The organism is Halorubrum halophilum (assembly GCF_000739595.1).
Classification (GTDB): Archaea; Halobacteriota; Halobacteria; order Halobacteriales; family Haloferacaceae; genus Halorubrum; species Halorubrum halophilum.
In genome coordinates, this window is sequence record NZ_BBJP01000034.1 from 1 (window position 1) to 25,575 (window position 25,575).

The window sequence follows — 25,575 nt, forward strand, 5'->3', positions numbered from 1 at the left end:
CAAAGCCCCAGCCGCGAGGACTCGATGCGCTCGCTGCGGTCCTCAGTCGCTCGCGTTGCTCGCTCCTTGCGGTCCTTACGTCGCGCGTCTTCGTCCTCGCGACTGCCCCTTTGAGTCCCGCCCCGCCCGACCAGCACCGCACCGCCTCACGCCTCCCCAACCTCGCGGTTCGCGCTCTCCGAGCGCTCACCGCGTCCCTCGCGCGACGCTCCTCGCGGCCGCCGGGGGCGGCCGCTCGGGGGCGCGCGCCACCGCCCCGTTCACTTATAAACAACGTGAGACTGGTCGGATGAAACGCCGATCGCGGATCGGTCTTCCCGTTTGACGCCGACGCCACCGCCGCCTACAGCCCGAGAAGCGCCGCGCCCGCCTGTCCCGCGTTCTCCATCTCTGGGCCGTACGTGATGACGATGTAGCCGATCGTCAGGAGGATGCTGTTGTACAGCCCGTGCATCACGGCGACGACGACGAGGTTCTCCGTGTACTCGTACACCGCGCCGAAGATCAGGCTCGGGACGAAGAGGAGGCTGATCGTCGTCAGCATCGCGCTCACGCCCCCGGACAACGAGACGACGTGAGCGGGCGCGAACACGGAGGCCGCGAGGAGGATAGCCGGGACCGCGGAGAGCGTTTCCCGCGCGCGGCTCTGAATGACGCCGCGGAACAGGAGCTCTTCGCACGGCCCCACGACGAGCAGCATGGCGACGATCATGACCGGAATGATCGACGGGTTCTCTAGGGTCGTCTGGGCGCCCTGGTTCTGGGCCGGCTCCGGTCCGACCAGCAACGCGACCGAGCTAACGACGAGCACCGTGACGATCACGAGTATCGGGCCGATCAGGGCGATCACGGACTCGACGATGCTCGGCCGCCGGACCCCGAGGTACGCGGCGATCTCCTCGCGGTTCAGCCCCCGCCATCGGAGATAGCCGAGGCTGACGCCGACGAACGCGACGACTTGCCCGATGACGAACGGCACGACGAACGAGGTGATAAGCGACGGCTCCCGCCCGGTGAGCGTCGCGACGACGAGGACGACACCCCCGACGATCGTGGTGACAGCGAGGAGTCCGAGAATCCCCGCGATCCCCAGCCCGAAGGCGGCGCCGACCGCTCGCAGCGGGGAGCCCTTGTCCGTCTCGTCGGGAGGGTCGGCGGCGTCGACCGCCGCGCGGGCGTCGCCGGGCTCGCCCCCGTCGCGGGCGGCGGTGTCTGCCGGGTCGTCGCGCTCTCGCCCGCCGTCACCGGACTCGGCGTCGAACTCGGAGGGATCGCTCATTGTCCCCCGTACGAACCGATCGCTCAAAGGCCTGTCCGTCGTCGCGCCGATCACCCGATCCCGGCGACCGCCGCTCCTCTCGGTTCCGGGTTCCGGTCTCTGGTCCCGGATCCCGATCCCGCCTCACCGATGCAGGAGCTCGTACCACAACACGGCGGTCACGGTTCGCCCGTCTCGGAGCCCCTCGTCGACGACGGCTTCGAGCAGGTCGTCGTACGGTACCGTCTCGACCGCGATCGACTCGTTGTGGTCGAGGTCCCGCTCGGCGGTCGGCTCGCAGCCCGTCGCGAGGAAGTGGTGGTGGACTGAGTCCGCGATCCCGTTCGTCGGCTCCACCGTCGTCAGGCGCTCGAAGGAGTCGGCCTCGTACCCGGTTTCCTCGGCGAGCTCGCGGGCGGCGGCGCGCTCGAGGTCGTCGGCGTCCTCCGGTTCCACCGACCCCGCGGGGAGCCCGCGGTTGACCCGGCCGACCGCCTGCCGCCACTCGTCGATGACGACCGCGTCGCCGTCGGGGGTGAGGGGAAGCACCACGACCGCCGGCGACTCGTCGACGTAGTGGTACCCGTCGGTCTCGCCGTCCGGGAAGCGCACCTCGTCGCGGCGCACGTCGAAGCCGGGACAGCGGTAGTCGATGTCGGTGTCGAGCGTCTCCCACGCGAGTTCGTCGGCGGAGTCGTCCATGCCTCGGGGTCGGTGCTCGAGCACGTAAATCCCCGACCTAAATCCCCGTACTCAGCGGCGGCGTGCGAACGCGAAGTCGTCCCCGGTACCCCGCTACGACCAGTCGCCGAGCGACGCCTGTCCGTCGACGGTCTCTCCCGTTCGCCGGTCTCCAGTCTCGTCCGTCTCGCCGTCCGCGTCGGCCGCGTCCGGCTCGCCGCCCACCCAGTCGGTGAGCTTCCCGCCGTCGCCGTCGGTGGCGGCCGACTGGGTCTCGAAGTCGTGGTCGCCGTCGCGGTCACGGTTTCCGTCCCCGCCCGCGTCGAACCCGCCGAGCGTCGCCTGATCGCTCTCGGCGAAGTCGAGCTTCGAGACGCGCACCCCGAGCTTGCGGACCCGGTCGCCGGCGAACTCGTCGAGGAGGTCCAGCGCCACCGACTCCACGAGTTCGGGGTCGTCGACGGGACCCGGGAGGCTCCGAGCACGGGTGTTCACCTCGTAGGGGGGTTCGACAGCCTTGATCCCGATGGTGCGGTACAGGCACCCCCGCTCGCGGGCGCGGCGGGCCACGTCGGCGGCGAGCGCGCGCACCGTCTCCCGCTTCCGCTCCGCGTCGGCGGTCGCCGACAGCGACGACTCCCGTGAGAGGCTCTTCGGGAGCCCTGTCGGCGTGACCTCCCGGTCGTCCTCGCCCCGCGCCCGCCGGTACAGCTCCCGGCCGCGGTCGCCCAGCTCCTCGCCGAGTCGGTCGGGGTCGGCGGCGGCGAGGTCGCCCGCGGTCTCGACCCCCAGCTCCGCCAGCGTCCGCTCCGTCACCGGGCCGACGCCGTGGATCTCGGCGGTCGGCAGCGACGCGAGGTAGGGCTCGACCTCGCCCGGCGGCACGACGACGAGCCCGTCCGGCTTGTCGGCGTCGCTGGCGACCTTCGCGGTCGACATGTTCGGCGCGACGCCGACGCTCGCGGGCACGCCCGCCTCGCGCTCGATGCGCTCCTTGACATGCCGAGCATACCCCTCCGCCAGCGTCCGGCCCTCAGCGGGGCCGCTCGCGGCGCTCGGCGGGGGGTCCGCGGGGTCGCCGGCGGCGTCCCACGCGGTGCGGTCCGTCACGTCGAGGTACGCCTCGTCGACGCTCACCTCGCGGAGCACGTCGGCGCAGTCGCGGAGGACGGCCTTCACGTCGCCCGCGACCTCTTTGTAAAAGTCGAGGTCGACCGGGAGGTACCGGCCCGCCTCGTCGGGATCGGGTACGTCCGGATCGTCGGGGTCGGCGTTCGCCCGTCGGGGGAGCAGGTCGAGCGCCTCCGAGATGGGCATCGCGCTCTCGACGCCGAACGCCCGGGCCTCGTAGCTCGCGGTCGCGACCGCGCCGATCGTCTCGCCCGCCTCGTAGCCCATGCCGACGACGAGGGGCTCGCCCGCCAGCTCGGGCCGCCGCAGGCGCTCGCAGGAGGCGTAAAAGCAGTCCATGTCGACGTGGAACACGACGCGGTCGCTCCCCGCGTCGTCGTCCGCGTCGGTCCCGGGGAGCGTTCCGCCCGCCATCGCCAGAGGCTCCGCGCCGCGCGGCCTTAAGAATCAGCCACGCGGGGCGGTAGTGGAGCGGGCACGGTAGGGACACCGAAACACTCGCGTCCTCACGACTGATACGTGAGCCGACATTCGTTTATCGGGAGAGCCCCAAGACCGTGCCATGTCCGAACGGATCGACGTGTTACACGTCGACGACGACCCGTCCGTGCTGGACCTCACGGAGGCGTTCCTCGAACGCGAGCTGGAGTCCGTCGCGGTGACGAGCGTCACGGAGCCGTCGGCCGCGCTCGATCGGCTCGCCGAGGAGGCGTTCGACTGCGTCGTCAGCGACTACGACATGCACGGCACGAACGGGCTGGAGCTCTTCGAGGCGATCCACGCGGAGCACTCCAAGCTCCCGTTCGTCCTCTACACCGGGAAGGGGTCGGAGGAGATCGCCAGTCAGGCGCTCAACGCGGGCGTCACCGGCTACTTCCAGAAGGGCGGCCCCGAGCAGCTCCGCCGGCTCGCGAACCGGGTCAAGCAGGCGGTCGACGAGCACCGGACCCGCGAGATCGCCGACCGCTACTCGACGGTCATCGACGCGCTCGGCTACCCCGTGTACGTCGTCGACGAGACCGGCGTCTTCCGGTTCGTCAACGAGCCGTTCGCGGCGCTGACCGGGTACGACCGGGAGGAGATCGTCGGCAGCAAGCCGGGGCTCATCAAGGACGACGACGCGGTCGCGGAGGCGGAAGAACGGCTCGGACGCGTCCTGTCGAGTGCCGGCCCCGACGTGGAGCGCTTCTCGGTCGACATCGTTCCGAAGGAGGGCGACCCGATCCCCTGTCGGGACCACATGGCCGCGCTCCCGTACGAGGGCGAGTGCTTCGAGGGGAGCGTCGGCATCCTCCGAGACGTCTCCGACGAGCTCGCGCGTCGCGAGGAGCTGGAGACGAAGACGCGGGCGCTCGACGAGGCCCCCGTCGGCATCACGATCACCGACCCGGACCTGCCGGACAACCCGATGGTGTACGTCAACGACCGGTTCGTCGAGATGACCGGCTACGACCGCGACGACGCGGTCGGGATCAACTGCCGGTTCCTGCAGGGGGAAGACACCGACGAGGAGACCGTCGCTCGGCTCCGCGAGGCGATCGACGCCGAGGAGCCGGAGAGCGTCGAGCTGTTGAACTACCGGAAGGACGGCACCCCGTTCTGGAACCGCGTCAGCGTCGCGCCGCTCCGCGACGGCGATGGGTCGATCTCGGAGTGGGTCGGCTTCCAAGAGAACATCACGGCGTTCAAGGAGCGCGAGGCGGCGCTCCAGCGCCAGAACGAGCGGCTCGACGCCTTCGCGGCCATCGTCTCGCACGACCTCCGGAACCCGCTCAACGTCGCGCAGGGGCGCGTCGAACTGGCGCGGGAGCTGACGGACGACTCGGCGAATCTCGACGCCGCGACCGACGCGCTCGACCGGATCGAGTCGATCATCGAGCACACCCTCACGCTCGCCCGCGAGGGCGAGACCGTCGGCGACCCGGAGCCGGTCGCGATCGCCGAGGTTGCCGCCGACAGCTGGGAGACGGTCGACACCGGCTCGGCGTCGCTGTCGGTCGAGGCCGACGGCGAGGCGTTGGCCGACCCGGACCGGCTCCGAAACCTCTTCGAGAACCTCGTGCGCAATTCGGTCGAACACGCCGGCGACGGCGTGCGGATCCGCGTCGGCGACCTCACCGACGGGTTCTACGTCGAGGACGACGGCCCCGGGATCACCGAGTCGGTCCGCGACGCCCTCTTCGAGCCCGGACAGAGCGGGGTCGCCGGCAACACCGGCTTCGGGCTGGCGATCGTCCAAGAGATCGCCACCGCCCACGGGTGGACCGTCGAGGCGGTCGACGCGGCCGACGGCGGCGCGCGGTTCGAGATCCGCGGGGTCAAGCGGCCCTCTTAGCGCAGCCGTTCCGCATCGGAACCGGATCGATCCCCCCGTTCGCAAACGCCTTTGAACTCGCGGGCGAACCCGTAACCGATGGGAGTGCTCTCGGGCATCGCCGACACCGACCGCCGAGTGATCGTCCTCGCGCTCGCCCGGATGGTCGGCGCCGCCGGCAACTCCTTCCTCATCGTCGTCCTGCCGCTGTACATCGCGAGCGACCTGATCGACATCGAGTCGCTCCTCGGAACGGCGGTCGGCGTCGGCGCGGCGTCGGTGACCCTGACCGAGCCGCTGCTGATCGGGCTCGTGCTCTCGCTGTTCGGCTTCCTCAACAGCCTCTCGCAACCGCTCACTGGACGGCTCTCGGACCGGACGGGCGCGCGACGACCCTTCGTGTTGGCCGGGATCCTCCTTCTGGGGACCGCGAGCGGGCTCTACACGATCGCCGACGCCTACTGGCAGCTGATCGCGCTCCGGGCGGCGCAGGGGTTCGGCGCGGCGCTCATCATCCCGGCGACGGTCGCGCTGGTCAACGAGTACGCCGCGAGCGACGCCGACCGCGGCGGTAACTTCGGCGTGTACAACACCTTCCGGCTGATCGGGTTCGGCTTCGGGCCGGTCGTCGCGGGCGCCGTCGTCCAGCGCGGCCCGTACGACCTCTCCGCGATCGGGCTCCCGGTCGTCGACGGGTTCGACGCCGCGTTCGCGGCCGCCTGCGCCGGCGCGTACCTCAGCTTCGCCCTCGTCTTCCTCCTCGTGCGCGACGCCGCCGAGTCGAGCGAGGCGAGCGACGACCTCTCGATCCGGGTCCGCGGCGAGGGGCGCCTGCTCGACCCGGTGTTCGCGCTCGGGCTGGCGACGGTCGCGATGGGGATCTGCATCGCGCTGTTCGCGACGCTCCAGACCCAAGTGAACGCCCGGCTCGACCAGCCCCCGGTGTGGTTCGGGCTCCAGTTCGGGGCAGTGACGGTCGCGAACGTCCTGTTTCAGGTGCCGATCGGGCAGGCCAGCGACCGGATCGGGCGCCGGCCCTTCCTCTTGGCCGGGTTCGTCCTGCTCGGCCCCACGACGCTCCTGCAGGGGATCGTCACCGACCCGGTGGTAATGACGATCGTCCGATTGGGGCAGGGGATCGCCGTCGCGTGCGTGTTCGCGCCGTCGCTGGCGCTCGCGGGCGACCTCGCGCGGGAGGGCGAGTCCGGGACGACGCTGTCGGTGCTCACGATGGGGTTCGGCTTCGGGGTCGCGGTCGGGCCGCTGGCGTCCGGCTGGCTCTACGGTTTCGGCTTCGTCGTTCCCTTCGCGGTCGGCGCCGCGCTCGCCGTCGTCGCGCTCGCGATGGTCGCGACGCAGGTCGAGGAGACGCTGGGGACGAGCGAGGGCGCCGCGGACGCGACGACGGCGGACTGACGACGCGCAACCGTCGTCGCTCAGTCGCGATTTATAAGCGTTATAGTTCGCCTATAAAGAGATGTGCGGTGGCGCGCGCCTCCGAGCGGGCCATCGGCCCGCGAGGAGCGCCGCGCGAGGGAGTCCGTCGCCCGAGCGAAGCGACGGGCGACCGACGAGGCTGGGGAGGTGTGAGGCTGTGCGGTGCTGTGCGGGGTGGGACTCAAAGGGGCAGCCGCGAGGGCGACGCTTGACGACGCAAGGACCGCAGGGAGTGAGCGGAGCGAGCGACCGAGTACCGCAGCGAGTCACGCGAGCCGTCGCGGCTGGGGCTTTGGCGGTGTTCACCGCCGGTCCACCGCCAGCAACTGTTTATAAGTGACCAGTCAGGACTTCAAAAGCACTCACTCCCCAGTACTTGATCGCTTATAAGTCGGTGACTCGCTAATCCCCTCGCGTGTCCCGCGATCGCGTCCACTGCGTCGACTGTCGGGAGCCGATCCCGAGCGACGCGCGGATCTGCCCCCATTGCGAGGCCGTCCAGCCGTCGCCGCTCCTCGATGTCGGCGTCGTCGTCGCCGGCGTGTTCGCGTTCGTCTTCGGCGTGATCCTCGCGCTGATGACGCTCGGAGTGACCCGCATGCTCGGACTCGGGCTGATCGTGGTCGGATTCGGCCTCGCCGTCGGCGGTTACACCCGGCATATCGACCGACAGGCCGGACGTCGCGGGCGGTGAGGGGGCGCGCCGAGCCGGCTCCCCGGTCCTGTCGACGTTCTCGTCTCGCGACCTTTTAAGTCAGGTCGGGGTTCACGTGGAGACATGATCACGCCACTCTCCGCCGGACTCGTCGTCGCGGGGCTGCTCCTCGCGTTCGTCGGGGCCGCGGTGTCCGTCTACGCGGTCACGCTGACCGGGGTCCTCGTCGGCGCCGGTGCGGGCTACCTCGCCGCGCCGAACCTCGCCGGGCTGATCGCGGTCGACGGCCTGGTCCTCACGGCTGCGGCCGCCGCGCTCGGCGCCGCGGTCGGCGGATTCCTCGCGTATGCTGGGCTCTCCTTCGCGGTCGTCGCCATCGGTGGGCTCGTCGGCGGCTTCGCCGGGCGGTTCGCGGTCGGCCCGATGTACGCGGCCGACGCGGGCGGGATCGAGGGGACGCTCCTCCTCGTCGGCGCCACGCTGGCCGGCGTCGCGGTCGGCGCGCTGCTCGGGTTCGTGATGAGCCGGACGACGCTCGTCGTCTCGACGGCCTTCATCGGCGCGGCGTTCGCGTCGCGGTCGCTCACCCCGGCGACGCTGGACGCGGCCGCCGCGGAGGCGACCGTCGAGCCGCTGCTGTTCGACGTGACCGCGCCCGCGTTCCTCGCCGTGTTCGTCCTCGGCGCGCTCTCACAGCTCGGGCTGTTCAGGTTCGGCTACGTGACGAAGCTGGTCGCCCTGCTCCCCGGCGCTCGCCGGTGGACCGCGAGCGACGACAAAGACGGCAAAGGTGCCGAGGGCGCCTGACCGCGCCTGAGCGCGCTCGGCGACGCCTTCTCGCCGCCGCTCCTCTCCCCGCCGACCGCGCGCTATTCGTACTCGTAGAACCCCTTCCCGGTCTTCTTCCCGAGGTCGCCGGCCTCCACCTTGCGCTTGACGAGGTACGCGGGCTTGTAGCGGTCGCCGAGTTCGGCGTGGAGCGTTTCGCTGGCGTCGAGGACCACGTCGAGCCCGATGTGGTCGGCGAGTTCGAGGGGGCCCATCGGGACGTTCGTTCCGAGCGTCATCCCGCGGTCGATGTCCTCCCTGTCGGCGACGCCCTCGTCGTACGCGCGGACGCCCTCGTTGATCCACGGCATCAGGATACGGTTGGTGACGAAGCCGGGTTTGTCGTCGGCCTCCCACGTCTCCTTGCCGAGGTCCTCGGCGAAGGCGTGCGCGAACTCGACCACCGCGTCCGCCGTGCGCTCCCCGACCACGACCTCCACGCCGTCCATGATCGGCACCGGGTTCATGAAGTGGAGCCCGATCACGTCGCTCGCGCGGTCGGTGGCGCTCGCGATGCTCGTGATCGACAGCGTCGAGGTGTTGGTCGCGAGGACCACGTCGCCGTCGGTCACCCCGTCGAGGTCGCCGAAGATGTCTTTCTTCACCTCGAGGTCCTCGACCGCGGCCTCGACGACCACGTCCGCGCCCGCGAGCGCGTCGAGGTCGGTGGTGCCCTCGATCCGGTCGCGGATCGCCGCCGGGTCCTCGTCGAGGGCGTTCTTCGACGCCAGCCGGTCGAGGCTGTCGTCAACGGCGTCGAGCCCGCGCTCGACGTACTCGGTCTCGATGTCGCGCATCACGACCTCGTAGCCGGCGGTCGCCGCGACCTGCGCGATCCCGTTGCCCATCGTGCCGGCCCCCACCACGCCGACGACGTCGATGTCGGATAACTCCCGCATGCGGGACGCTGTCGCGGCGGCGGTGGTAAGTATTGCGGCTCCGGGGGCGGCAGTCCGTATCCCGTTCGGAATCGTACAGAATTAACTATTTGAGTAGTAATTACGGCGGGTGTTAATCGGCCGATAGCGGCGACGAGGAGTTCTGTATATACGGTTTCTAACCAGACGTAACGAATTGAACGACCATAGCGTTTTTTACCGATGTAACGGGAGTACGAACTGATGCTTCCCCACGCCGACGACGCCATCTCGCGGGACGGCAAGACACTCATCCTCGCGTACGACCACGGGCTCGAACACGGCCCGGTCGACTTCGAGCCGAATCCGGCGACCGCTGACCCGGAGCGGCTCTTCGAGCTCGCCACCCACGACGCGGTCACCGCGCTGGCCGTACAGAAGGGGGTCGCCGAGGCGTACTACCCCGACTACGAGGACGACGTGAACCTCCTGTTGAAGCTGAACGGGACCTCGAACCTCTGGATGGGCGAGCCCGACAGCCCCGTCAACTGCTCGGCCGAGTACGCCGCGGAACTCGGTGCCGACGCGATCGGCTTCACGCTCTACGGCGGCTCGAACTACGAGGTGGAGATGGCCGAGGAGTTCCGGAGGGCTCAGGAGGACGCCCGCGAACACGACATGGGCGTCGTCATGTGGTCGTACCCCCGCGGACAGGGCGTGAAAAACGACACGAGCCCCGACATCGTCTCGTACGCATCCCGGCTCGGACTGGAGCTCGGCGCCGACGTGGTGAAGGTGAAGTACCCCGGCTCCGCCGAGGCGATGGGCGAGGCCGTCCGGATGGCCGGTCCCACGAAGGTCGTGATGTCCGGCGGCACGATGCGCGACGACAAGGCGTTCCTCCAAAACGTCGCGGACGCCATCGACGCGGGCGCGACCGGGCTCGCGGTCGGGCGGAACGTCTTCCAGCGCGACGAGCCCGAGCGCATCCTCGACGCGCTCGAAGCCGTGGTCTTCGAGGAGGCCGACCCGGCGGAGGCGCTGGCGGTCGCCGAGAGCGCCGACTGATGGTCGATCCGGATCCCGCCGACGGGGGCGACCCGTCCGAGAGCGACCCGGTCGTCGCGGCGATCTTCGACGCGGTCGCGGCCACAGCCCCCGAGATCCGCGCCGCGCTCCCCGGCCGGCGCGTCGAGAGCGGGACCGACAACCCCTCTGGGGAGTCGGTGTTGGCCGGCGATCTGTACGCCGACGAGCTGCTCGCGGACGCGCTGACCGCGGTCGACGGCGTCGGCTCGTTCGTCAGCGAGGAGCGCGAGACCGCCGTCGACGCCGGCGGCGCGGTCGGCGAGGGCGCCTACGCGGTCGCGATCGACCCCCTCGACGGCTCCTCGAACCTCCGGTCGAACAACGCGATGGGGACCGTCGTCGGGGTGTACGACGCCCCGCTCCCCGCGACCGGACGCGACCTCGTCGCCGCCGGGTACGTGCTCTACGGGCCGATCACGACGATGATCGTCGCCGACGAGGAGGGCGTGCGCGAGGAAGTGGTGGAACGCGAATCCAACGGATCCGGTTCCCGCTCGGTCGTCGAAGACGACCTGACGCTTCCCGACGACCCGCTCGTCTACGGATTCGGCGGGCGGGTCCCCGACTGGCCCGCCGACTTCACCGCCTTCGCCCGAGAGATAGAAGACGAGCTGAAGCTCCGGTACGGCGGCGCCATGGTCGGCGACGTGAACCAGGTGCTCACCTACGGCGGACTCTTCGCGTACCCCGCCCTCGTCGACGCGCCCGAGGGGAAGCTCCGGCTCTCCTTCGAGGCGAACCCGATCGCCTACATCGTCGAGCGCGCGGGCGGGGCCGCGACCGACGGCGACACCGACATCCTCGACGTCGAGCCCGAGGGCGTCCACGACCGCGTACCCCTCTACGTCGGCAACGAGGGGCTGGTCAAGCGGCTGGAAGACGCGCTCGCCGACGGGTGAGCCCGACCACGAGAGCAAGCGGTTATCAGACACTTTCGGGCGCGGCTACGCCGATTTCACCGAGCTTACTCTCGACTATAAGACTAATTACAATCTCTGCTCCCGTCGAAGTATCGCATGCGGAGGTAACAACAAATGAAACTCTCAGACGAAGAAGAAGGCAAACACGTCGTCAACAAGGAAGGAACGAAGCTCGGAATGGTGTCCCAAGTCGAGGGCAACCGCGCACACGTCGACCCGGACCCGGGGGTCAGCGACGCGATCAAATCGAAGCTCGGCTGGTCCGACGCCGACGGGGACACGTATCCCATCGAGGAATCGGATATCGAGTCGATCGACGACGACAAAGTCCGGCTCAACCGATAGGGCCGCTCGATACGGCCGATAATCCGGCTTCGTTTCCGGTCTCGGCTCTGCGCCGATGGGAAACCCGAACCTGACACCGAACACCGCTTTTTTACCACGTTGCAGGCCCTACGCTTGCTGCGTAGGATGGCTGAGATGGGCTCGAAACGGTCGCCCTGGCGTACTCCTCCCAACATTCTACAACTTTAAATTTATTTACTAAGTATTTGAACTATTTGTAGCCTGTATATCAGGAATTCTTATCTTAAGCGCATCCTAACGGCGGATACACTCCGATAAGCGCGGAATATCGGCCGCCACATGGACACGCACTACGACGACCCGCGGATAACGGGCCAACACCTCCGTTCGATCGACACCCCTACGGGCACCGTTACGCTGGTCGGCGTCGTCCACGATCATCCCGCCAGCGCCTACCGAGTTCGAAGCGTGGTCTCGGACTGCGATCCCGAGATCCTCGCGCTCGAACTGCCGCCGCTCTCGCTCCCGATCTTCGAGCGATACGCCGAGGACACCCGTACCCCGCCGGTGTTCGGCGGGGAGGCGAGCGCCGCGATTCAGGCGGCGACCACCGACCGCGTCGTCGGGATCGACGGGCCGACCCTGCCGTTCGTCCGCCGGCTCGCCGCGACGCTGTATCGCGAGGGCGGGTCGCTCGAGACGGTTCGCGGCGTCCTCGACCGATTCACGTCGGTGACGAAGAACGCCCTCCGCTGCCGTCTCGCGGGTTCGATCGCCGCGGTAACGTCGATCCGGATGGAGGTCGACTCGCCGGTCACGTATGCGACCGATCGGACCGACGGCCCGGACCGGCAGGCCGAGAACGAACGCCGTCAAATCGAGCGCGCTCGCGCCGTGATGGACGCGTTCGAGCCCTCTCGCGCGGTCGCATTCGGCGACGACGTGCGCGAGGCGCACATGGCCGACCAACTCGCCGGGTTCCGGAACGACGGCGATGTCGTCGCCGTCGTCGGTCGCCACCACCTCGACCCGGTCACCGAGCAACTTGACGCCCGGCTTGACGGGACGGATAGTTAAAAGCGATTGCCGACCCGACCGGTCGATTCGTCCGGGAGGCGACCTCCGCCGGAACCCACATGGAAAACTGTTTAGGATCTACCGCAAATCTTGCGCCCATGAACGTTCACGTCGGCGCGGCGGCGACGCCGGAGGAGGCCGAGGCGATCGCGAAGTCGCTCGCCGAGCACCTCGGCGTCGACGTTGACGTCCACGTCGGAGACCACGAGGAGCCCGCCGCGAGCGCGTCGCCGCCAGAGATCGAGTACCCCCTTGACGACGACTTCGGGCCGACCGACCGGGAGCACGACCTCCGGGCCGAGATCGACGACATCCTGCAGGGCGGCCCGGAGAAGTACCGCGACCGCCTCCCCGAGCAGGGAAAGCTGTTCGTCCGCGACCGGCTCGATCTCTGGTTCGGCGGCGAGGGCGGGACCCGGGGTGCGGGCGACGCGAGCGCCGCCGAGGGCGACCCGGCGGGGGTCCACTTCGAGGACGGGAAGTTCGCCGCGTTCGACGACTGGCACCCGAAGGCGCCGGACCGCGACGGAGACGAGTCCGAGGAGACGAGCGACCGCCTCCCCGGCGACGGACTCCTCACCGGCGCCGCCGAGTTCGAGGGGCGCGACGTGCACTTCATGGCCAACGACTTCACCGTGAAGGCGGGGTCGATGGCGGCGAAGGGCGTCGAGAAGTTCCTCCGGATGCAGCAGCGCGCCCTGAAGACGGGCAACCCCGTGCTCTACCTGATGGACTCCTCCGGCGGCCGGATCGACCAGCAGTCCGGCTTCTTCGCCAACCGCGAGGGGATCGGGAAGTACTACTACAACCACTCGATGCTGTCGGGCGCGGTCCCGCAGATCTGCGTGCTGTACGGCCCCTGTATCGCCGGCGCCGCCTACACGCCCGTCTTCGCCGACTTCACCGTGATGGTCGAGGGGATGTCCGCGATGGCGATCGCCTCCCCGCGGATGGTGAAGATGGTCACCGGCGAGGAGATCGAGATGGCGGATCTGGGCGGCCCCCGCGTCCACGCCGAGGAGTCCGGCTCCGCGGACTTGGTCGCCCGCGACGAGGAACACGCCCGCGAGCTGGTCGCCGACCTCATCGGCTACCTCCCCGACAAAGCGGGCGAGAAACCCCCGCAGCGCGAGACGAAACCCCCGAAATACTCGCCCGAGGGGATCGACGAGCTGATCCCGGCGTCGCCGAACCGCCCCTACGACGTGCGCGACCTCCTCGACCGGATCGCTGACGCGGAGTCGGTGTTCGAGCTGAAGGAGGGGTACGGCGGGGAGATCCTCACGGCGTTCTGCCGGATCGACGGGCGCCCCGTCGGCGTCGTCGCCAACGACCCCGCGGTCCGATCCGGCGCCATCTTCCCGGACGCGGCCGAGAAGGCGGCCGAGTTCATCTGGACGTGCGACGCCTACGAGATTCCCCTGCTGTACCTCTGTGACACGCCGGGCTTCATGGCCGGATCGCAGGTCGAGAAGGACGCCATCCTGGAGAAGGGGAAGAAGATGATCTACGCCACCTCCTCCGCGACGGTCCCGAAACAGACCGTCGTCGTCCGGAAGGCGTACGGCGCGGGGATCTACGCGATGGGCGGGCCCGCCTACGACCCCGAGAGCGTGATCGGACTCCCCTCCGGCGAGATCGCGATCATGGGGCCGGAGGCCGCGATCAACGCCGTGTACGCCCGGAAGCTCGCCGAGATCGACGACCCCGAGGAGCGCGCTGAGACGGAGGCGCGCCTGCGAGAGGAGTACCGCGAGGAGATCGATATCCACCGGATGGCGAGCGAGGTCGTCATCGACGAGATAGTCCCGCCCTCGACGCTCCGGGAGGAGCTGGCCGCCCGCTTCGCGTTCTACGAGGACGTGGAAAAGGGCCTACCGGACAAGAAACACGGAACCGTTCTCTGACTGCCCGGACTACAGCGTCGCGATCCCCTCGGCGCCGAGGAGTCCGAGGGCGCCCCCGAACCCGAGCGCCACCGCGATCCCGACCGCCAGCAGCGCACCGACGTACGCGGCCGAGCCGACCAGCGACGCGGCGGCGAACCGCGGCGCGGAGACGGACGAGGCGTTCGCGGTCGGGACGGCGAGCCACCCGCGCGTGCCGGGGACCGCGTTCGAGGCCGCCACCGCCGGAAGCCCCCATCGGTCGAACCAGCGGGCCGCGCCGTCGAGGTGCCCCTCGCCGACCGGGACCACCGCGAGCGACGTGGGATCCACGTCGAACCGGCGCACGGCCGCGAAGACGGCCGACTGGCCGACGGTCGCGCCGACCACGGCCGCGGCGAACACCGGAAGCACCGCGACCGCCTCGACGCCGACGGCGACGACCGCGGCGACGAACAGCGTCCGCGCCGGGAGCACCTTCCCGACGAGCGCGCCCTCCAGCGCGAACACGACGAAGACCGCGACGGCGCCGTAGCCCTCGACGAGGGCGAGCACGGTCGCGGCGTGAGAGCCGAACACGACTCCCCTCGGTGGCCACCACCTAAAGCTCTTACACCGTGAACAGTGCTCTCAGACAACATAGCGGTAGCTAATCGGATGAATGCGGGTCCTCTCCGCCTCCGATCGGAGCCGAGCGACCGGGGGCGGGGTATTAACCGGTCGCCCGCGCACGTGTCGGCCATGATCGATGTCGGCGTCAAAGCTCCCGACTTCATCGCGCCCGCGGTCGTCGGCGGAACGGCGACCGAGCTGGAGCTGTTCCGGCTTGTCGACCGACACGAGGCCGTCGTCTGCTGTTTCGCGCCCGCGAACTTCGTCCCGACCTGCACCGCCGCGTTCGCCGCGGTCCGCGACGCGGGGTGGCACGACCGCGACGACCTCGCCGTCGTCGCGCTCACCGGCGACTCGCTGTACGCGGGGTTCGCGTACGCCGACCGGTTCGACCTCCCCTTCCCGATCGTCTCCGACTTCCACGGCGGCGTCGCGGAGTCGTACGACCTGCTCGCCGACTCGTGGGAGGGGCACTCGGACATTCCCCGGCGCGCCGTGGTCGCCATCGACGGCGACTGGACGGTGCGGTTCGCGGAGGCGACGACCGACGCGCTCGACCGCCCGGCGCCCTCGCCCGTCCAGAACGCGACCGCCGCGCTGCGCGATATCGGGGTCGACGTCGACCGCCCGCGGGTGAACTACGACGGGCCGTGGTGAGGGCGGCGGCGACCGACGCCAGCGACCGCGACGCGCCACCGTTGTCGAGGTTATTTGTCGGCCCCGCGCTGAGGGTCCGACATGGAAGCCGCCCTCGCGGAGTATCTCGATGAGTTCGCGCGCCGGGACTGGGAGACACTCGATCCGGACGCCGTCACCGACCCCGTTCGGGTCGCGGTCGTCGGCCTCGGCTGGTTCGCCCGCGACTGGGCGCTCCCGGGGATCGCCCGGTCGCCGTACACCGAGGCGACCGTCGTCACCGACGTCGACGCCGACGCGGTGGAGACGGTCGCCGGCGAGCGCGGCCTGACCGGCGTCACTCCCGACGAGCTCCGGTCGGGCGCCGCCGCTGACGCGTACGACGCGGTATATGTCGCGACACCGAACGCGACGCACTTGGAGTACGTCAAGGCCGCCGCGGAGCAGGGCAAGGCGGTCCTCTGCGAGAAACCCCTCGAAGCGACGCCGGACCGTGCCCGACGGCTCGTGGAGGCGTGTCAAAACGCCGACGCGCCCCTGATGGTCAGCTACCGGATGCAGACCGACCCCGCCGTCCGGCGGCTGCGCGAGCTTCTCGACGCCGGCGTCGCCGGCGACGTGGTCCACGTCCACGCGACGATGTCGCAGACGATGCTCGGCGAGCTGGGTGGCGACAACGACCAGTGGCGGCTCGACCCAGAGCTGTCGGGCGGCGGCGCGCTCATGGACCTCGGCGTCTACCCGCTCAACACGACGCGGTTCGCGCTCGGCGCCGACCCGGTTCGGGTGTCGGGCCGGACCCAGACGCGCCATGAGGCGTTCGCCGGCGTCGACGAGCACGCGACCTTCCGGCTGGAGTTCCCCGGCGGGATCGACGCGCTGTGTTCGGTGAGCCAGAACGCCCAGCACGCGAGTCGACTGGAGGTCACCGGGACGGACGCCAGACTGATCCTCGACCCCGCGTTCTACGAGCGGGAGGACCGCGGGTTCGCCGTCGTCCGCGACGGCACCCGCGTGGATGTGGACTTCGATCAGGTCCACCAGATCGAGGAGGAGTTCGCGTACTTCGGCCACCAGCTGCTGGCGGGCGAGCCGTTCCACCCGGACGGCGAGCACGCGCTTACGGACATGCGCGCGCTCGACGGGATCTACGAGTCGGCCGAGACCGGCAATCCGGTCGATCTCGGCGACGATGCGGCCTGAAGACGAGAGGTTACTGCTCGATCCCGTACACGTCGCTCGTCCAGTCGCGGGCGGGGGTGTCGTACACCGGCCGGTCGCGGTCCCGCTCGTCGAGCCGCCGGCGGTCGGCCTCGTCGAGCTCCCAGTCGAGGTCGGCGTTGGCCCGGACGTGGTCCGGGGTCGACGACCGCGGCAGCGCGACCACGTCGTTGTCGAGCGCCCACCGCAGGACGACCTGTGCGGGGTGTCTGTCGTACTTCTCCGCCAGCTCGGCGACGACCTCGTCGCCGAACACGTCCGTCCGCCCGAGCGGGGCCGCCGCCTCGATCACGGTGTCGGACTCGCGGCAGTAGTCGACGAGGTCGGGGCGCTGGAACCACGGGTGGAACTCGATCTGGTTGACCGCGATCGGCACGTCGGAAATGTGGTGGGCGCAGCTCAGTTGGTAGGCGCTGAAGTTCGAGACGCCCACGTCGCGGACGAGCCCGCGCTCGCGAAGCTCCGCCATCGCCTGGAGCGTCTCGCGCAGGGAGATCGCGGGGTTGGGCCAGTGGATGAGGTACAGATCGAGGTAGTCGGTGCCGAGCCGATCGAGCGACGCCTCGCACGACTCGATCACCGACTCGTAGTTGAGGTTCTTCGCGAGCACCTTCGAGGTGAGGAACACGTCGTCGCGGTCGACGTCGCTCTCGGCGAGCGCGTCGCCGATCGCCGCCTCGTTGTGGTACCCCTCGGCGGTGTCGATGTGTGTATAGCCGGCGTCGAGCGCCGCGCGGACGCTGTCGGCGGTCCGATCTCCGAGGTCGTACGTGCCCAGTCCGAGCGCCGGAAGCTCGGCGCCACTCGGGAGTGTCTTCGTAGGTACGTTCACACGACGCCGGTTCGGCGGAGTGCGGATTGAAGGTACCGGTCGGGGAACCGCCGGTGTCGCAGTTCTCGATGCCCGCACAGCCGTATTTAAACCGCAGGCGTCGTTTCCCGACCCCTTATAAATAAATCCGCGGTGGCGCGTGCCTGCGAGCGGCCGCCGAGGGCGGCCGCGAGGAGCACGCGCGAGGTCGCCGGCGCTACGCGCCACGGAAAGCCGGCGGCGAAGCCGCCGGCGACACCGCAGCGAGCAGCGCGAGCGAGGAGCGCAACGAGTGTGCGCCCGCCTCGCGGCTGGGGCTTTGGAGGTGTGCCCCGCCGATCTATCCCCGGTTTATAAATCACAAATAGCGTCTGAATCTCTCGGTGATTTTTCTCATTTCGTTCGCAAAATGTACCGGCCGAGACTCCCGTGAGCGGAGCGAACGGGAGTCAGGCCGGTGGATCTTCGAGCGCAGCGAGAAGATGCACCGGCCGAGATTTGAACTCAGAATCAGACGTGCTCGCTCAGGGCTCGCTTCGCTCGCCCGTTCGCTGCGCGCGACTGATAGCATTCAAATCTCTCTCGGTGATTTTGCTCACTTCGTTCGCAAAATGCACCGGCCGAGATTTGAACTCGGGTTGCAACCATGGCAAGGTTGCGTGATACCACTACACTACCGGTGCGTGCTTCGCATCTCCACATAGCCCGAGTCGGAGATATAAGGGTTCCGAACGACGGTCGGCGGAAGGGTCATCGGTGCCGCGTCCCCACACGGATCCGTACCCGAACGATGACCGACTCCCCCGATCGCATCGACAGACGCACCGCCCTCCGCGCGGCCGGCGGCCTCGCCGGCGCGACCGCCCTCCCAGCGCTCTCCGGTTGCCTCGGAGGCGGGAGCGACGGCGACTCCGACGGCTCCGGTGGAACGGACGGCGACGACGCCCCGCCCGACGACGGCGCAGACGTCGAGTACACGGTCGAGAACGTCGCCGAGGGGTTCGAGAACCCGTGGGGACTCGCGTTCCTGCCCGACGACGGCCGCCTGCTCGTCACCGAGCGTCCCGGACGGCTCTCGCTCGTCGACCCCGCGGACGGGACCGTCGAGGCGGTCGCGGGCGCGCCCGAAGTGTTCGCCGAGGGGCAGGGCGGGCTCCTCGACGTCGCGGTCCACCCCGCATACCCAGACGACGCGCGCGTGTACCTCACCTACGCCGCGACGAACGACGCCGGCGAGTCGGCGACCCACGTCGGGAGCGGGCGGCTCTTGCTCGACGGCGACGACGCGCCAGCGCTCGACGGATTCGAGCCGATCCGCGTCGCGGAGCCGTTCCGCGACTCCGCGAACCACTTCGGATCGCGGGCGACGTTTGGCCCTGGGGGCTCGCTGTTCGTCACGGTCGGCGACCGGCGCGACACCGAGTTCGGCCCGGACCACGTCTCGCAGGACCGCTCGAACGAACTGGGGGCGACGCTGCGAGTGACGCCCGACGGCGACGCGCACCCGGACAACCCCTTCGTCGACGACTCGGACGCGGCGGACGCGTTATACAGCTACGGCCACCGCAACCCGCAGGCGATGACGGTGCGCCCGGAGACGGGCGCAGTCTGGCAGTGCGAGCACGGCGAGGAGGACGGCGACGAGATCAACGTCGTCGAGCGCGGCGGCAACTACGGGTGGCCGATAGCGAGCGAGGCGTGTCGCTACGGGACCGACGACCCCGTCGCGCCGGGCCACGGCGAACGCGACGACGTGATCGCGCCGGTTCACTACTGGCCGTGCGGCTCCGGCGGCTTCCCGCCGAGCGGGGCGGTCTTCTACGACGGCGACGCGTTCCCCGAGTGGCGGGGGGACCTCTTCGCGGGCACGCTCGCCGGCGAGTACCTCGGGCGGTTCACCGTCGAGGGCGCGGGCGTCGACGACGCGACCGTGACCGAGCGCGACCCCTTGCTCGCCGACCGCGACTGGCGGGTCCGGGCGCTCGCGGTCGAGCCGGCCACGGGCCACCTCTACGTCGCGGTCGACGACGGCGACGCGCCGGTCGCGCGGATCGTCCCCGAATGAGGCCGAGAAGCCGGGGGAGGCTCGCCCCGGTCTACTCAAACGAATTACAGCGGTTACGAGGCGAAAGCCCACCCGTTTACGGGTGGGATGAAGCCGACAACTGGAAGCCTGTCTACGCTCGTTGGCACGGGTGGAATTAGATGCTTGCGTAACATCTTTAGGTGAATAGTATCTATATACTGACGATGCCTCGTGGGTTCGACAAGGAACGTACCAACGTCCACAAACTCCAGTACCACTTCATCTGGTGCCCGAAGTACCGTAAATCGGTGCTTGAGGGAGAGGTACGTGATCGCCTCGAAGAACTCATCGAGGACAAGGCCGACGAACTCAACCTCGAAATCTTGGAGTTGGCGGTTCGACCCGACCACGTACACTTGTTCATCACGGGCGACCCGACGCTCGCCCCAAACAAGATAATGCAACAGGTCAAGGGCTATTCCTCGCGCCAGCTCCGTGACGAGTTTGATTTCGGCCTGCCGTCGCTGTGGACACGCTCGTACTTCGTCTCAAGTGCGGGCGACGTATCCAGCGAAGTCATCGAGGAGTACATCGACGCCCAAGCAGGTGAGTAGTCATGCAACGGAGCGTCTCAACCACGGTGCGGGTCAAACTCCACTCGCTGACCAACAGGAAGGCTGACCTGCTCGCCCGTGAGTACGAGGCGTTCCAGACCGAGGTACACGGCGGAAACGCCGACCTGTACTCTGCGACCGACCAGCAGGCGTCGAAAGTTCAGCGACAAAAAGACCCGAACCCCGACACCGAACAACCCGTCGTCCTCCGCAACGACGTGTTCGACGTGACCTGCGACGAGGATACCGTTCTCTCGTCGTGGTGGGTGAAAGTCCCCGTCTACGACCCCGAGCGGGGACAGGGCAACTCCATCTGGTGTCCCACCCACATCCCGAAAAAAGACGAACAACTTGTCCGTGAGGGCGACATTCGGGACAGCGAGCTGGTGCGTCGTGACGGTGACTGGTACGTCCACCTCGTCGTCAAACGGTCTGTGACCGTCCAAGACGAGTACGACGACGTGCTGGCTATCGACATGGGCGCACGCTGGGTCGCTACCTGTGCGTTCCTTTCCGACCGCAAAACCACGTTCTACGGCGAGGAAGTTCGTCGCATCCGCGAACACTACAAGCAACTGCGGAAGTCCATCGGGAAGGCGAAACCTCGACAGGGACAGCAGGTGGTCGAGCGGATCGGTGACGCGGAAGCACGGAAGGTGGACGACCGCCTCCATAAGATTGCTCGTTCCGTCGTTGAAGATGCTGAAGAACGGAACGCGGTTATCGTCGTGGGCGATCTCGGTGGGATTCGCACGGACAACGACAAAGGGCGGTACGTCAACGACAAGACCCACAAGATGCCGTTTGCCCGCCTGCTGAACTACATCGAGTACAAGGCCCACGACGCGGGCATCGACGTACAGTTAGTTGAGGAATACGACACATCGAAGACGTGTAACCGCTGTGCCTGCGAAGGTGTCCGTGAGACGCAGGGACGCTTCGAGTGTCCCGAATGTGGACTTGACGACAACGCAGACAAGAACGGTGCGCTGAACATCGGCAAACGAGCCTTGGGCAAGTTCTCGAAACCGCTGTCCGAGGCGGGGGCTGTACTGGCACAGCCCGAAACGCAGGTCATCGTCCCCTGTGACGACGAACCTGCGAACCTCCCGCTACGTGTGGATTCAACCCCCAGTGGGGGAACCCCACGGCTCATTCGTCTTTAGTTAAGGAATCGCAAGACAGCAGCACGATTGCTTCGCTGTGCAAGTAGCAGCTGAGATCTATTATGACAATCTTTTGATCTAAATTGGAATGAGCCGATAAGCTTACCGTGCACCTAGTGCACGTATTTTTGAGAACGTCTAAGATTATGACTCGAACCAAAATGGGCGTCTCCGTCCGAACTGAACTCGTTGAAGAGCTCGATACACTCGTCGATGAGTGCTCAGATCTCGGAGCAAGCCGCTCCGAGATCGTTGAAGCGATCCTCGCAGTATATTTGCAGAATGATGAAGAGAGAATAGAAAAAACCCGAGAGCTGGTTATCCGCAATAGGAAACGATCTAACTCGTAGAGAAGTCCGTGCACCAAGTGCACGAACTTCTTAGAGCGTTATTCGAAATCACAAATTGACTGTGTTCATATCGACACCGTCTTAGACGAATAGAAGACTACTCTCTGCCATCTGATCCCGTCGCTGTACCGCGATTTCGCTCTTAACTAAAGACGAATGCCCCACGGCTTTAGCCGTGGGAGGATGTCAGCGTAAGGAACGTTACAAAAACATCATACAGATTATCATTAAGTCCGGTCCACCCCACGTCTCTCATATGCGACCTGACACGGAACGGCCGTCACGCGGCGCACCGAACCCCGTCCCCGGCGCCGACGCGATGTCTCTCGCGTTGGGGACGGCGCTGCTGCTCGCGGCGCCAGTCGGTCTCCTCGTCGCCGTCACGTATCCGACTGCGGGCGCCGTCGTCGGCGCGGCGGCGCTCGTCGCTCGCTACGGTGCGAAACCGATCGCCTGTCGCCTCCGGCGTGCGGCGCGTGAACGGGAGGTGACCCCGGTCTGCGTGCCCCGGACGAACCTCTGTCTCGAAGCGTGACCGCCGTCGAGCGCTCGCGGGGGCAGGCGCACACCCGCTGACGCGCGTGTCCCTCCTGCGAGCGACCCTAACGCTCATCGTCGACGGCGATATGCCCGGGAGCGGATGTCGCGGTCGCCGAGGAGATTCTCGACTCGGACCGGACCGTGCTATCGACTCCCTCGATTCACGGCCGAAAACCCCCGCCAGACCCCGTGTGAACGCGCCACAGCCCGAAATCAGGACCGCTATCCTTTTACGGTGCCGTCCGAAATCGAGGAGTACAGTCTCGCCACGATGCGTACCGAAGACGGACTCACGATCTGCGTTCCGTCTTCGGTCGTCCGGGAGGCCGAAGACGATCGCGAGGCGACTCGCAAACTCGGCTACGTCGCCCGCGCGGCGGCGGTGTTCCGGGCGGATCGACTGGTCGTCTTCCCCGACAGGGAAGGCGAGCGGCGACGGGGCAGCGAGTACGTTCGGACCGTGCTGGGATACGCCGCGACCCCTCCGGGGCTCCGCAAGGACCTCTGGGGGGAGCGCGACGAACTCCGGTACGCCGGCGTGCTCCCGCCGCTCCGCGTGCCGTGGCGGACCGGCTCGACCCCTAGCGGGGAAGAGTCGAAAACACAGGGACTCGTGACCGAGGTCGGACCTGAAGGCCGCGTCCGGGTCAATTCCCCGCTGCGGGAACACCCGATCTCCCTGCTCGTTCCCTCCGGAATGGAGGTCGAGCAGGGGGAGCGCGTCACCATCAGGGTCTCTTCGAGAGAACCGGTCCGCGCCCGCATCACCGGGAAGCCCGAGGAGGGGTTCCAAGTCGTGGGGGCGGACCTGTCGGAAGCGCTCGCCGGCGACGGCTTGGCCGTCGCGACGTCGCGACACGGAGAAGAGCTCTCCGTCTCGCGGCTCGGCACCATCGTCTCGGACGCGCGGAAGGCCGGCGGCTACACCGTCGCCTTCGGCTCGCCCGAGCGAGGGCTTCCGGAGATGCTCGGGCTTTCGCCCGACAGCATTCGGGCGGCCGCCGCCGACGGCCGCTCGGTCGAACCCGATCCGGGGTTCGACCTCTGGCTGAACACGATCCCGGCACAGGCGAGCGAGGTCGTCCGGACGGAGGAGGCTCTGTTCGTGACTCTCGGCTCGCTCACACTCACGGAGTAAACACATGCCACAACCAAGCCGACCACGAAAAGGCTCGCTGGGCTACGGCCCGCGTACCCGCGCAGACCGAGAGGTCCCGCGCATTCGATCGTGGCCCGACGACGACGGAGCCCCCGCACTGCAGGGGTTCGCCGGCTACAAGGCCGGAATGACGCACGTCGTTATGGTCAACGACGAGGCCAACTCGCCGCGTGAGGGGATGGAAACGTCCGTTCCCGTCACCGTCGTCGAGACGCCGCCGATGTACGCGGTGGCCCTGCGTGCCTACGAACAGACGCCGTACGGAAAGAAGCCGGTCGAAGAGGTCTGGGCGACCGAGTTCCACGAGGAGCTCGACCGCGCGCTCGACCTCCCGGCGGAAGACACCTTCGAGGAAGACGCCGACGAGCTGCGCGCGCTGCTCGACGAGGGCGCGGTCGACGACGTCCGCGTCATCACGCACACGGCTCCCTCGGAGCTCGCGAACGTACCCAAGAAGAAGCCCGACGTGATGGAGACCCGAGTCGGCGGCGGCTCCCTCGAGGAGCGCGTCGACTTCGGGCTCGACCTCGTCGCTGAGGGCGGCGCCCACGAGTTCGGCGACGTCTTCCGCGCGGGGCAGTACACCGACGTGTCGGGCATCACGAAGGGGAAGGGGACACAGGGTCCCGTCAAGCGCTGGGGCGTCCAGAAGCGGAAGGGCAAACACGCCCGCCAGGGATGGCGGCGCCGGATCGGTAACCTCGGTCCGTGGAACCCCTCCCGCGTTCGCTCCACCGTTCCCCAGCAGGGGCAGACCGGCTACCACCAGCGCACCGAGCTCAACAAGCGCCTCATCGACTTCGGCGAGGGCGACGACGCCTCCGTCGACGGCGGCTTCGTCAACTACGGCGAGGTCGACGGCGACTACGCGCTCATCAAGGGCTCGCTGCCCGGTCCGGACAAGCGCCTGCTTCGGTTCCGCCCGGCCATCCGGCCGAACGACCAGCCGCGCCTCGATCCCGAGGTCCGGTACGTATCCACCGCATCCAACCAGGGATAATCCATGAACGCAACAGTACACGACCTGGACGGCGGGGACGCTGGCAGCATCGAGCTGCCGGCGATCTTCGAGACCGCGTTCCGACCGGACCTCATCGGTCGGGCGGTCTCCGCCGCACAGGCTAACCGGAAACAGGCCTACGGTGCCGACGAGTTCGCCGGGCTGCGAACCCCCGCGGAGTCGTTCGGCTCCGGTCGCGGGCTCGCACACATCCCGCGCTCCGAGAACGTCGCCCGCCGCGTCCCGAACGCCGTGTCGGGCCGCCCAGCGCACCCGCCGAAGGCCGAGAAGGACCAGACGAAGAGCCTCAACGACAAGGAACGACAGTTCGCGATCCGGTCGGCCATCGCGGCCACCACCGACGCCGAACTCGTCGCCGAACGCGGACACGCGTTCGACGAGGACCTCGACCTCCCGCTCGTCGTGAGCGACGAGTTCGAGGACCTCGAGAAGACCCAGGAGGCCCTGGGCGTGCTCGAATCCGTCGGCGCCGACGCCGACATCGAGCGCGCCGAGGAGGGTCGCTCCGTCCGAGCCGGCCGCGGGAAGACCCGCGGTCGCAAGTACAGCCAGCCGAAGTCCGTGCTCGTCGTCACCAGCGAGGAGCCGTCCCGCGCCGCTCGAAACCTTTCGGGCGTCGACGTCGCGACCGCGCGAGAGGTCAACGCGGAAGACCTCGCGCCGGGCGCACACCCGGGTCGACTCACGCTGTGGACCGAGAGCGCCATCGAGGAGGTGGCCGACCGATGAACTCCATCATCGAGCATCCGATCGTCACCGAGCAGGCGATGAACGAGATGGACTTCAAGAACAAGCTGCTGTTCCTCGTCGACATCGACGCGACCAAGCCCGAGGTCCGCGAGGAAGTGCAGGAGCGATACGACGTCTCCGTCGTCGACGTGAACACGCAGGTGACCCCGCAGGGCGACAAGAAGGCCACCGTCACGCTCTCCGCGGACGACGACGCGACCGAGATCGCATCGCGCATCGGGGTGTTCTGA

26 protein-coding genes and 1 tRNA gene are annotated in these 25,575 nt (G+C 68.3%); 20 read left to right on the forward strand and 7 right to left on the reverse strand.

Going from position 1 to position 25,575, the window contains the following annotated elements; genetic code table 11:
• Window positions 1-343: 343 nt before the first annotated feature.
• The 3 genes from ACP96_RS11395 to ACP96_RS11405 all read right to left on the reverse strand — a co-directional run bounded on the left by ACP96_RS11395 (window position 344) and on the right by ACP96_RS11405 (window position 3,484).
• Window positions 344-1,279 carry a CPBP family intramembrane glutamic endopeptidase gene (locus ACP96_RS11395; protein ID WP_050033394.1) on the reverse strand — a complete coding sequence of 312 codons (936 nt, stop codon included), beginning with the start codon at window positions 1,277-1,279 and terminating at the stop codon, window positions 344-346.
• A 123-nt stretch (window positions 1,280-1,402) separates the two neighbouring features.
• On the reverse strand, window positions 1,403-1,960 hold the full coding sequence (locus ACP96_RS11400; RefSeq protein ID WP_050033395.1) for an NUDIX hydrolase: 558 nt from the start codon (window positions 1,958-1,960) through the stop codon (window positions 1,403-1,405).
• A gap of 93 nt (window positions 1,961-2,053) precedes the next feature.
• A complete protein-coding gene (locus ACP96_RS11405; protein ID WP_050033396.1) occupies window positions 2,054-3,484 on the reverse strand; it encodes a Y-family DNA polymerase in 1,431 nt (476 codons plus the stop codon).
• Between the two features lie 148 nt (window positions 3,485-3,632).
• Here ACP96_RS11405 and ACP96_RS11410 point away from each other — a divergent pair, with 148 nt between their 5' ends.
• The 4 genes from ACP96_RS11410 (at window position 3,633) to ACP96_RS11425 (ending at window position 8,283) form a co-directional block, all read left to right on the forward strand.
• A complete protein-coding gene (locus ACP96_RS11410) occupies window positions 3,633-5,405 on the forward strand; it encodes a PAS domain-containing protein (RefSeq protein ID WP_050033397.1) in 1,773 nt (590 codons plus the stop codon).
• Window positions 5,406-5,483: 78 nt separating this feature from the next.
• Window positions 5,484-6,800, forward strand: a complete 1,317-nt coding sequence (locus tag ACP96_RS11415) for an MFS transporter (protein WP_050033398.1) — start codon at window positions 5,484-5,486, stop codon at window positions 6,798-6,800.
• Window positions 6,801-7,236: 436 nt separating this feature from the next.
• On the forward strand, window positions 7,237-7,515 hold the full coding sequence (locus ACP96_RS11420) for a zinc ribbon domain-containing protein (RefSeq protein ID WP_050026442.1): 279 nt from the start codon (window positions 7,237-7,239) through the stop codon (window positions 7,513-7,515).
• Window positions 7,516-7,599: 84 nt separating this feature from the next.
• Window positions 7,600-8,283 (forward strand): hypothetical protein, encoded by a 684-nt coding sequence (locus ACP96_RS11425; protein ID WP_050033399.1) that lies wholly within the window; start codon window positions 7,600-7,602, stop codon window positions 8,281-8,283.
• Window positions 8,284-8,345: 62 nt separating this feature from the next.
• On the opposite strand, the gene ACP96_RS11430 is transcribed toward ACP96_RS11425, so the two are convergent.
• Window positions 8,346-9,203 (reverse strand): 3-hydroxyacyl-CoA dehydrogenase family protein, encoded by an 858-nt coding sequence (locus tag ACP96_RS11430; RefSeq protein ID WP_050033400.1) that lies wholly within the window; start codon window positions 9,201-9,203, stop codon window positions 8,346-8,348.
• A 222-nt stretch (window positions 9,204-9,425) separates the two neighbouring features.
• On the opposite strand from ACP96_RS11430, the gene ACP96_RS11435 reads away from it, so the two are divergent.
• The 5 genes from ACP96_RS11435 to ACP96_RS11455 all read left to right on the forward strand — a co-directional run bounded on the left by ACP96_RS11435 (window position 9,426) and on the right by ACP96_RS11455 (window position 14,460).
• On the forward strand, window positions 9,426-10,229 hold the full coding sequence (locus ACP96_RS11435) for a class I fructose-bisphosphate aldolase (protein WP_050033401.1): 804 nt from the start codon (window positions 9,426-9,428) through the stop codon (window positions 10,227-10,229).
• A complete protein-coding gene (locus ACP96_RS11440; protein WP_050033402.1) occupies window positions 10,229-11,149 on the forward strand; it encodes a class 1 fructose-bisphosphatase in 921 nt (306 codons plus the stop codon). Before ACP96_RS11435 ends, ACP96_RS11440 begins: the two co-directional genes overlap by 1 nt.
• A 135-nt stretch (window positions 11,150-11,284) precedes the next feature.
• Window positions 11,285-11,515, forward strand: a complete 231-nt coding sequence (locus ACP96_RS11445) for a DUF2171 domain-containing protein (RefSeq protein WP_050033403.1) — start codon at window positions 11,285-11,287, stop codon at window positions 11,513-11,515.
• A 300-nt stretch (window positions 11,516-11,815) separates the two neighbouring features.
• On the forward strand, window positions 11,816-12,553 hold the full coding sequence (locus tag ACP96_RS11450; RefSeq protein ID WP_050033404.1) for a hypothetical protein: 738 nt from the start codon (window positions 11,816-11,818) through the stop codon (window positions 12,551-12,553).
• Window positions 12,554-12,651: 98 nt separating this feature from the next.
• The gene (locus tag ACP96_RS11455; RefSeq protein WP_050033405.1) at window positions 12,652-14,460 is read left to right on the forward strand and encodes an acyl-CoA carboxylase subunit beta; all 1,809 of its coding nucleotides are present in this window, start codon (window positions 12,652-12,654) and stop codon (window positions 14,458-14,460) included.
• A gap of 9 nt (window positions 14,461-14,469) precedes the next feature.
• On the opposite strand, the gene ACP96_RS11460 is transcribed toward ACP96_RS11455, so the two are convergent.
• Window positions 14,470-15,018, reverse strand: coding sequence for a DedA family protein (locus ACP96_RS11460; RefSeq protein WP_050033406.1), 549 nt, complete (start codon window positions 15,016-15,018; stop codon window positions 14,470-14,472).
• A 162-nt stretch (window positions 15,019-15,180) separates the two neighbouring features.
• Here ACP96_RS11460 and ACP96_RS11465 point away from each other — a divergent pair, with 162 nt between their 5' ends.
• Window positions 15,181-15,708 (forward strand): redoxin domain-containing protein, encoded by a 528-nt coding sequence (locus tag ACP96_RS11465; RefSeq protein WP_050033407.1) that lies wholly within the window; start codon window positions 15,181-15,183, stop codon window positions 15,706-15,708.
• A gap of 81 nt (window positions 15,709-15,789) precedes the next feature.
• Window positions 15,790-16,890, forward strand: coding sequence for a D-xylose 1-dehydrogenase Gfo6 (gene gfo6 / locus ACP96_RS11470; RefSeq protein ID WP_050033408.1), 1,101 nt, complete (start codon window positions 15,790-15,792; stop codon window positions 16,888-16,890).
• Between the two features lie 10 nt (window positions 16,891-16,900).
• On the opposite strand, the gene ACP96_RS11475 is transcribed toward gfo6, so the two are convergent.
• Together ACP96_RS11475 and ACP96_RS11480 are read right to left on the reverse strand one after the other, a co-directional pair.
• Window positions 16,901-17,740 (reverse strand): aldo/keto reductase, encoded by an 840-nt coding sequence (locus tag ACP96_RS11475; RefSeq protein ID WP_050033409.1) that lies wholly within the window; start codon window positions 17,738-17,740, stop codon window positions 16,901-16,903.
• A 591-nt stretch (window positions 17,741-18,331) separates the two neighbouring features.
• Window positions 18,332-18,402, reverse strand: a tRNA-Gly gene (locus ACP96_RS11480).
• A 107-nt stretch (window positions 18,403-18,509) separates the two neighbouring features.
• Between ACP96_RS11480 and ACP96_RS11485 the strand changes: the two genes are divergently transcribed.
• The 9 genes from ACP96_RS11485 to ACP96_RS11520 all read left to right on the forward strand — a co-directional run bounded on the left by ACP96_RS11485 (window position 18,510) and on the right by ACP96_RS11520 (window position 25,575).
• Window positions 18,510-19,784, forward strand: coding sequence for a PQQ-dependent sugar dehydrogenase (locus ACP96_RS11485; RefSeq protein ID WP_050033410.1), 1,275 nt, complete (start codon window positions 18,510-18,512; stop codon window positions 19,782-19,784).
• Window positions 19,785-19,969: 185 nt separating this feature from the next.
• Window positions 19,970-20,359: an IS200/IS605 family transposase gene (gene tnpA, locus ACP96_RS11490; RefSeq protein ID WP_050033411.1), complete on the forward strand. Its 390-nt coding sequence runs from the start codon at window positions 19,970-19,972 to the stop codon at window positions 20,357-20,359.
• Between the two features lie 2 nt (window positions 20,360-20,361).
• Window positions 20,362-21,525, forward strand: a complete 1,164-nt coding sequence (locus ACP96_RS11495; protein WP_050033412.1) for an RNA-guided endonuclease InsQ/TnpB family protein — start codon at window positions 20,362-20,364, stop codon at window positions 21,523-21,525.
• 161 nt (window positions 21,526-21,686) lie between these two features.
• On the forward strand, window positions 21,687-21,875 hold the full coding sequence (locus ACP96_RS19020; RefSeq protein ID WP_161785358.1) for a hypothetical protein: 189 nt from the start codon (window positions 21,687-21,689) through the stop codon (window positions 21,873-21,875).
• Between the two features lie 256 nt (window positions 21,876-22,131).
• Window positions 22,132-22,410 (forward strand): hypothetical protein, encoded by a 279-nt coding sequence (locus ACP96_RS11500; RefSeq protein ID WP_050033413.1) that lies wholly within the window; start codon window positions 22,132-22,134, stop codon window positions 22,408-22,410.
• A 276-nt stretch (window positions 22,411-22,686) separates the two neighbouring features.
• Window positions 22,687-23,553 carry a putative RNA uridine N3 methyltransferase gene (locus ACP96_RS11505; protein ID WP_050033427.1) on the forward strand — a complete coding sequence of 289 codons (867 nt, stop codon included), beginning with the start codon at window positions 22,687-22,689 and terminating at the stop codon, window positions 23,551-23,553.
• A gap of 4 nt (window positions 23,554-23,557) precedes the next feature.
• Window positions 23,558-24,574, forward strand: coding sequence for a 50S ribosomal protein L3 (locus ACP96_RS11510; RefSeq protein ID WP_050025330.1), 1,017 nt, complete (start codon window positions 23,558-23,560; stop codon window positions 24,572-24,574).
• Between the two features lie 3 nt (window positions 24,575-24,577).
• Window positions 24,578-25,324: a 50S ribosomal protein L4 gene (gene rpl4p / locus ACP96_RS11515; RefSeq protein WP_050033414.1), complete on the forward strand. Its 747-nt coding sequence runs from the start codon at window positions 24,578-24,580 to the stop codon at window positions 25,322-25,324.
• A complete protein-coding gene (locus tag ACP96_RS11520) occupies window positions 25,321-25,575 on the forward strand; it encodes a 50S ribosomal protein L23 (protein WP_050025333.1) in 255 nt (84 codons plus the stop codon). The genes rpl4p and ACP96_RS11520 overlap by 4 nt, the downstream gene beginning before the upstream one ends.

What these genes read in the sequence shown, in the direction of transcription:
- ACP96_RS11435 (WP_050033401.1), top strand. Translation starts at nt 9,426, where the DNA reads ATGCTTCCCCACGCCGACGACGCCATCTCGCGGGACGGCAAGACACTC.
- ACP96_RS11450 (WP_050033404.1), top strand. Translation starts at nt 11,816, where the DNA reads ATGGACACGCACTACGACGACCCGCGGATAACGGGCCAACACCTCCGT.
- ACP96_RS11430 (WP_050033400.1), bottom strand. Translation starts at nt 9,203, where the DNA reads ATGCGGGAGTTATCCGACATCGACGTCGTCGGCGTGGTGGGGGCCGGC.
- ACP96_RS11485 (WP_050033410.1), top strand. Translation starts at nt 18,510, where the DNA reads ATGACCGACTCCCCCGATCGCATCGACAGACGCACCGCCCTCCGCGCG.
- ACP96_RS11495 (WP_050033412.1), top strand. Translation starts at nt 20,362, where the DNA reads ATGCAACGGAGCGTCTCAACCACGGTGCGGGTCAAACTCCACTCGCTG.
- ACP96_RS11445 (WP_050033403.1), top strand. Translation starts at nt 11,285, where the DNA reads ATGAAACTCTCAGACGAAGAAGAAGGCAAACACGTCGTCAACAAGGAA.
- ACP96_RS11425 (WP_050033399.1), top strand. Translation starts at nt 7,600, where the DNA reads ATGATCACGCCACTCTCCGCCGGACTCGTCGTCGCGGGGCTGCTCCTC.
- gfo6 (WP_050033408.1), top strand. Translation starts at nt 15,790, where the DNA reads ATGGAAGCCGCCCTCGCGGAGTATCTCGATGAGTTCGCGCGCCGGGAC.
- ACP96_RS11440 (WP_050033402.1), top strand. Translation starts at nt 10,229, where the DNA reads ATGGTCGATCCGGATCCCGCCGACGGGGGCGACCCGTCCGAGAGCGAC.
- tnpA (WP_050033411.1), top strand. Translation starts at nt 19,970, where the DNA reads ATGCCTCGTGGGTTCGACAAGGAACGTACCAACGTCCACAAACTCCAG.
- ACP96_RS11505 (WP_050033427.1), top strand. Translation starts at nt 22,687, where the DNA reads ATGCGTACCGAAGACGGACTCACGATCTGCGTTCCGTCTTCGGTCGTC.
- ACP96_RS11510 (WP_050025330.1), top strand. Translation starts at nt 23,558, where the DNA reads ATGCCACAACCAAGCCGACCACGAAAAGGCTCGCTGGGCTACGGCCCG.
- ACP96_RS19020 (WP_161785358.1), top strand. Translation starts at nt 21,687, where the DNA reads ATGGGCGTCTCCGTCCGAACTGAACTCGTTGAAGAGCTCGATACACTC.
- ACP96_RS11395 (WP_050033394.1), bottom strand. Translation starts at nt 1,279, where the DNA reads ATGAGCGATCCCTCCGAGTTCGACGCCGAGTCCGGTGACGGCGGGCGA.
- ACP96_RS11410 (WP_050033397.1), top strand. Translation starts at nt 3,633, where the DNA reads ATGTCCGAACGGATCGACGTGTTACACGTCGACGACGACCCGTCCGTG.
- ACP96_RS11520 (WP_050025333.1), top strand. Translation starts at nt 25,321, where the DNA reads ATGAACTCCATCATCGAGCATCCGATCGTCACCGAGCAGGCGATGAAC.
- rpl4p (WP_050033414.1), top strand. Translation starts at nt 24,578, where the DNA reads ATGAACGCAACAGTACACGACCTGGACGGCGGGGACGCTGGCAGCATC.
- ACP96_RS11400 (WP_050033395.1), bottom strand. Translation starts at nt 1,960, where the DNA reads ATGGACGACTCCGCCGACGAACTCGCGTGGGAGACGCTCGACACCGAC.
- ACP96_RS11500 (WP_050033413.1), top strand. Translation starts at nt 22,132, where the DNA reads ATGCGACCTGACACGGAACGGCCGTCACGCGGCGCACCGAACCCCGTC.
- ACP96_RS11455 (WP_050033405.1), top strand. Translation starts at nt 12,652, where the DNA reads ATGAACGTTCACGTCGGCGCGGCGGCGACGCCGGAGGAGGCCGAGGCG.
- ACP96_RS11405 (WP_050033396.1), bottom strand. Translation starts at nt 3,484, where the DNA reads ATGGCGGGCGGAACGCTCCCCGGGACCGACGCGGACGACGACGCGGGG.
- ACP96_RS11415 (WP_050033398.1), top strand. Translation starts at nt 5,484, where the DNA reads ATGGGAGTGCTCTCGGGCATCGCCGACACCGACCGCCGAGTGATCGTC.
- ACP96_RS11465 (WP_050033407.1), top strand. Translation starts at nt 15,181, where the DNA reads ATGATCGATGTCGGCGTCAAAGCTCCCGACTTCATCGCGCCCGCGGTC.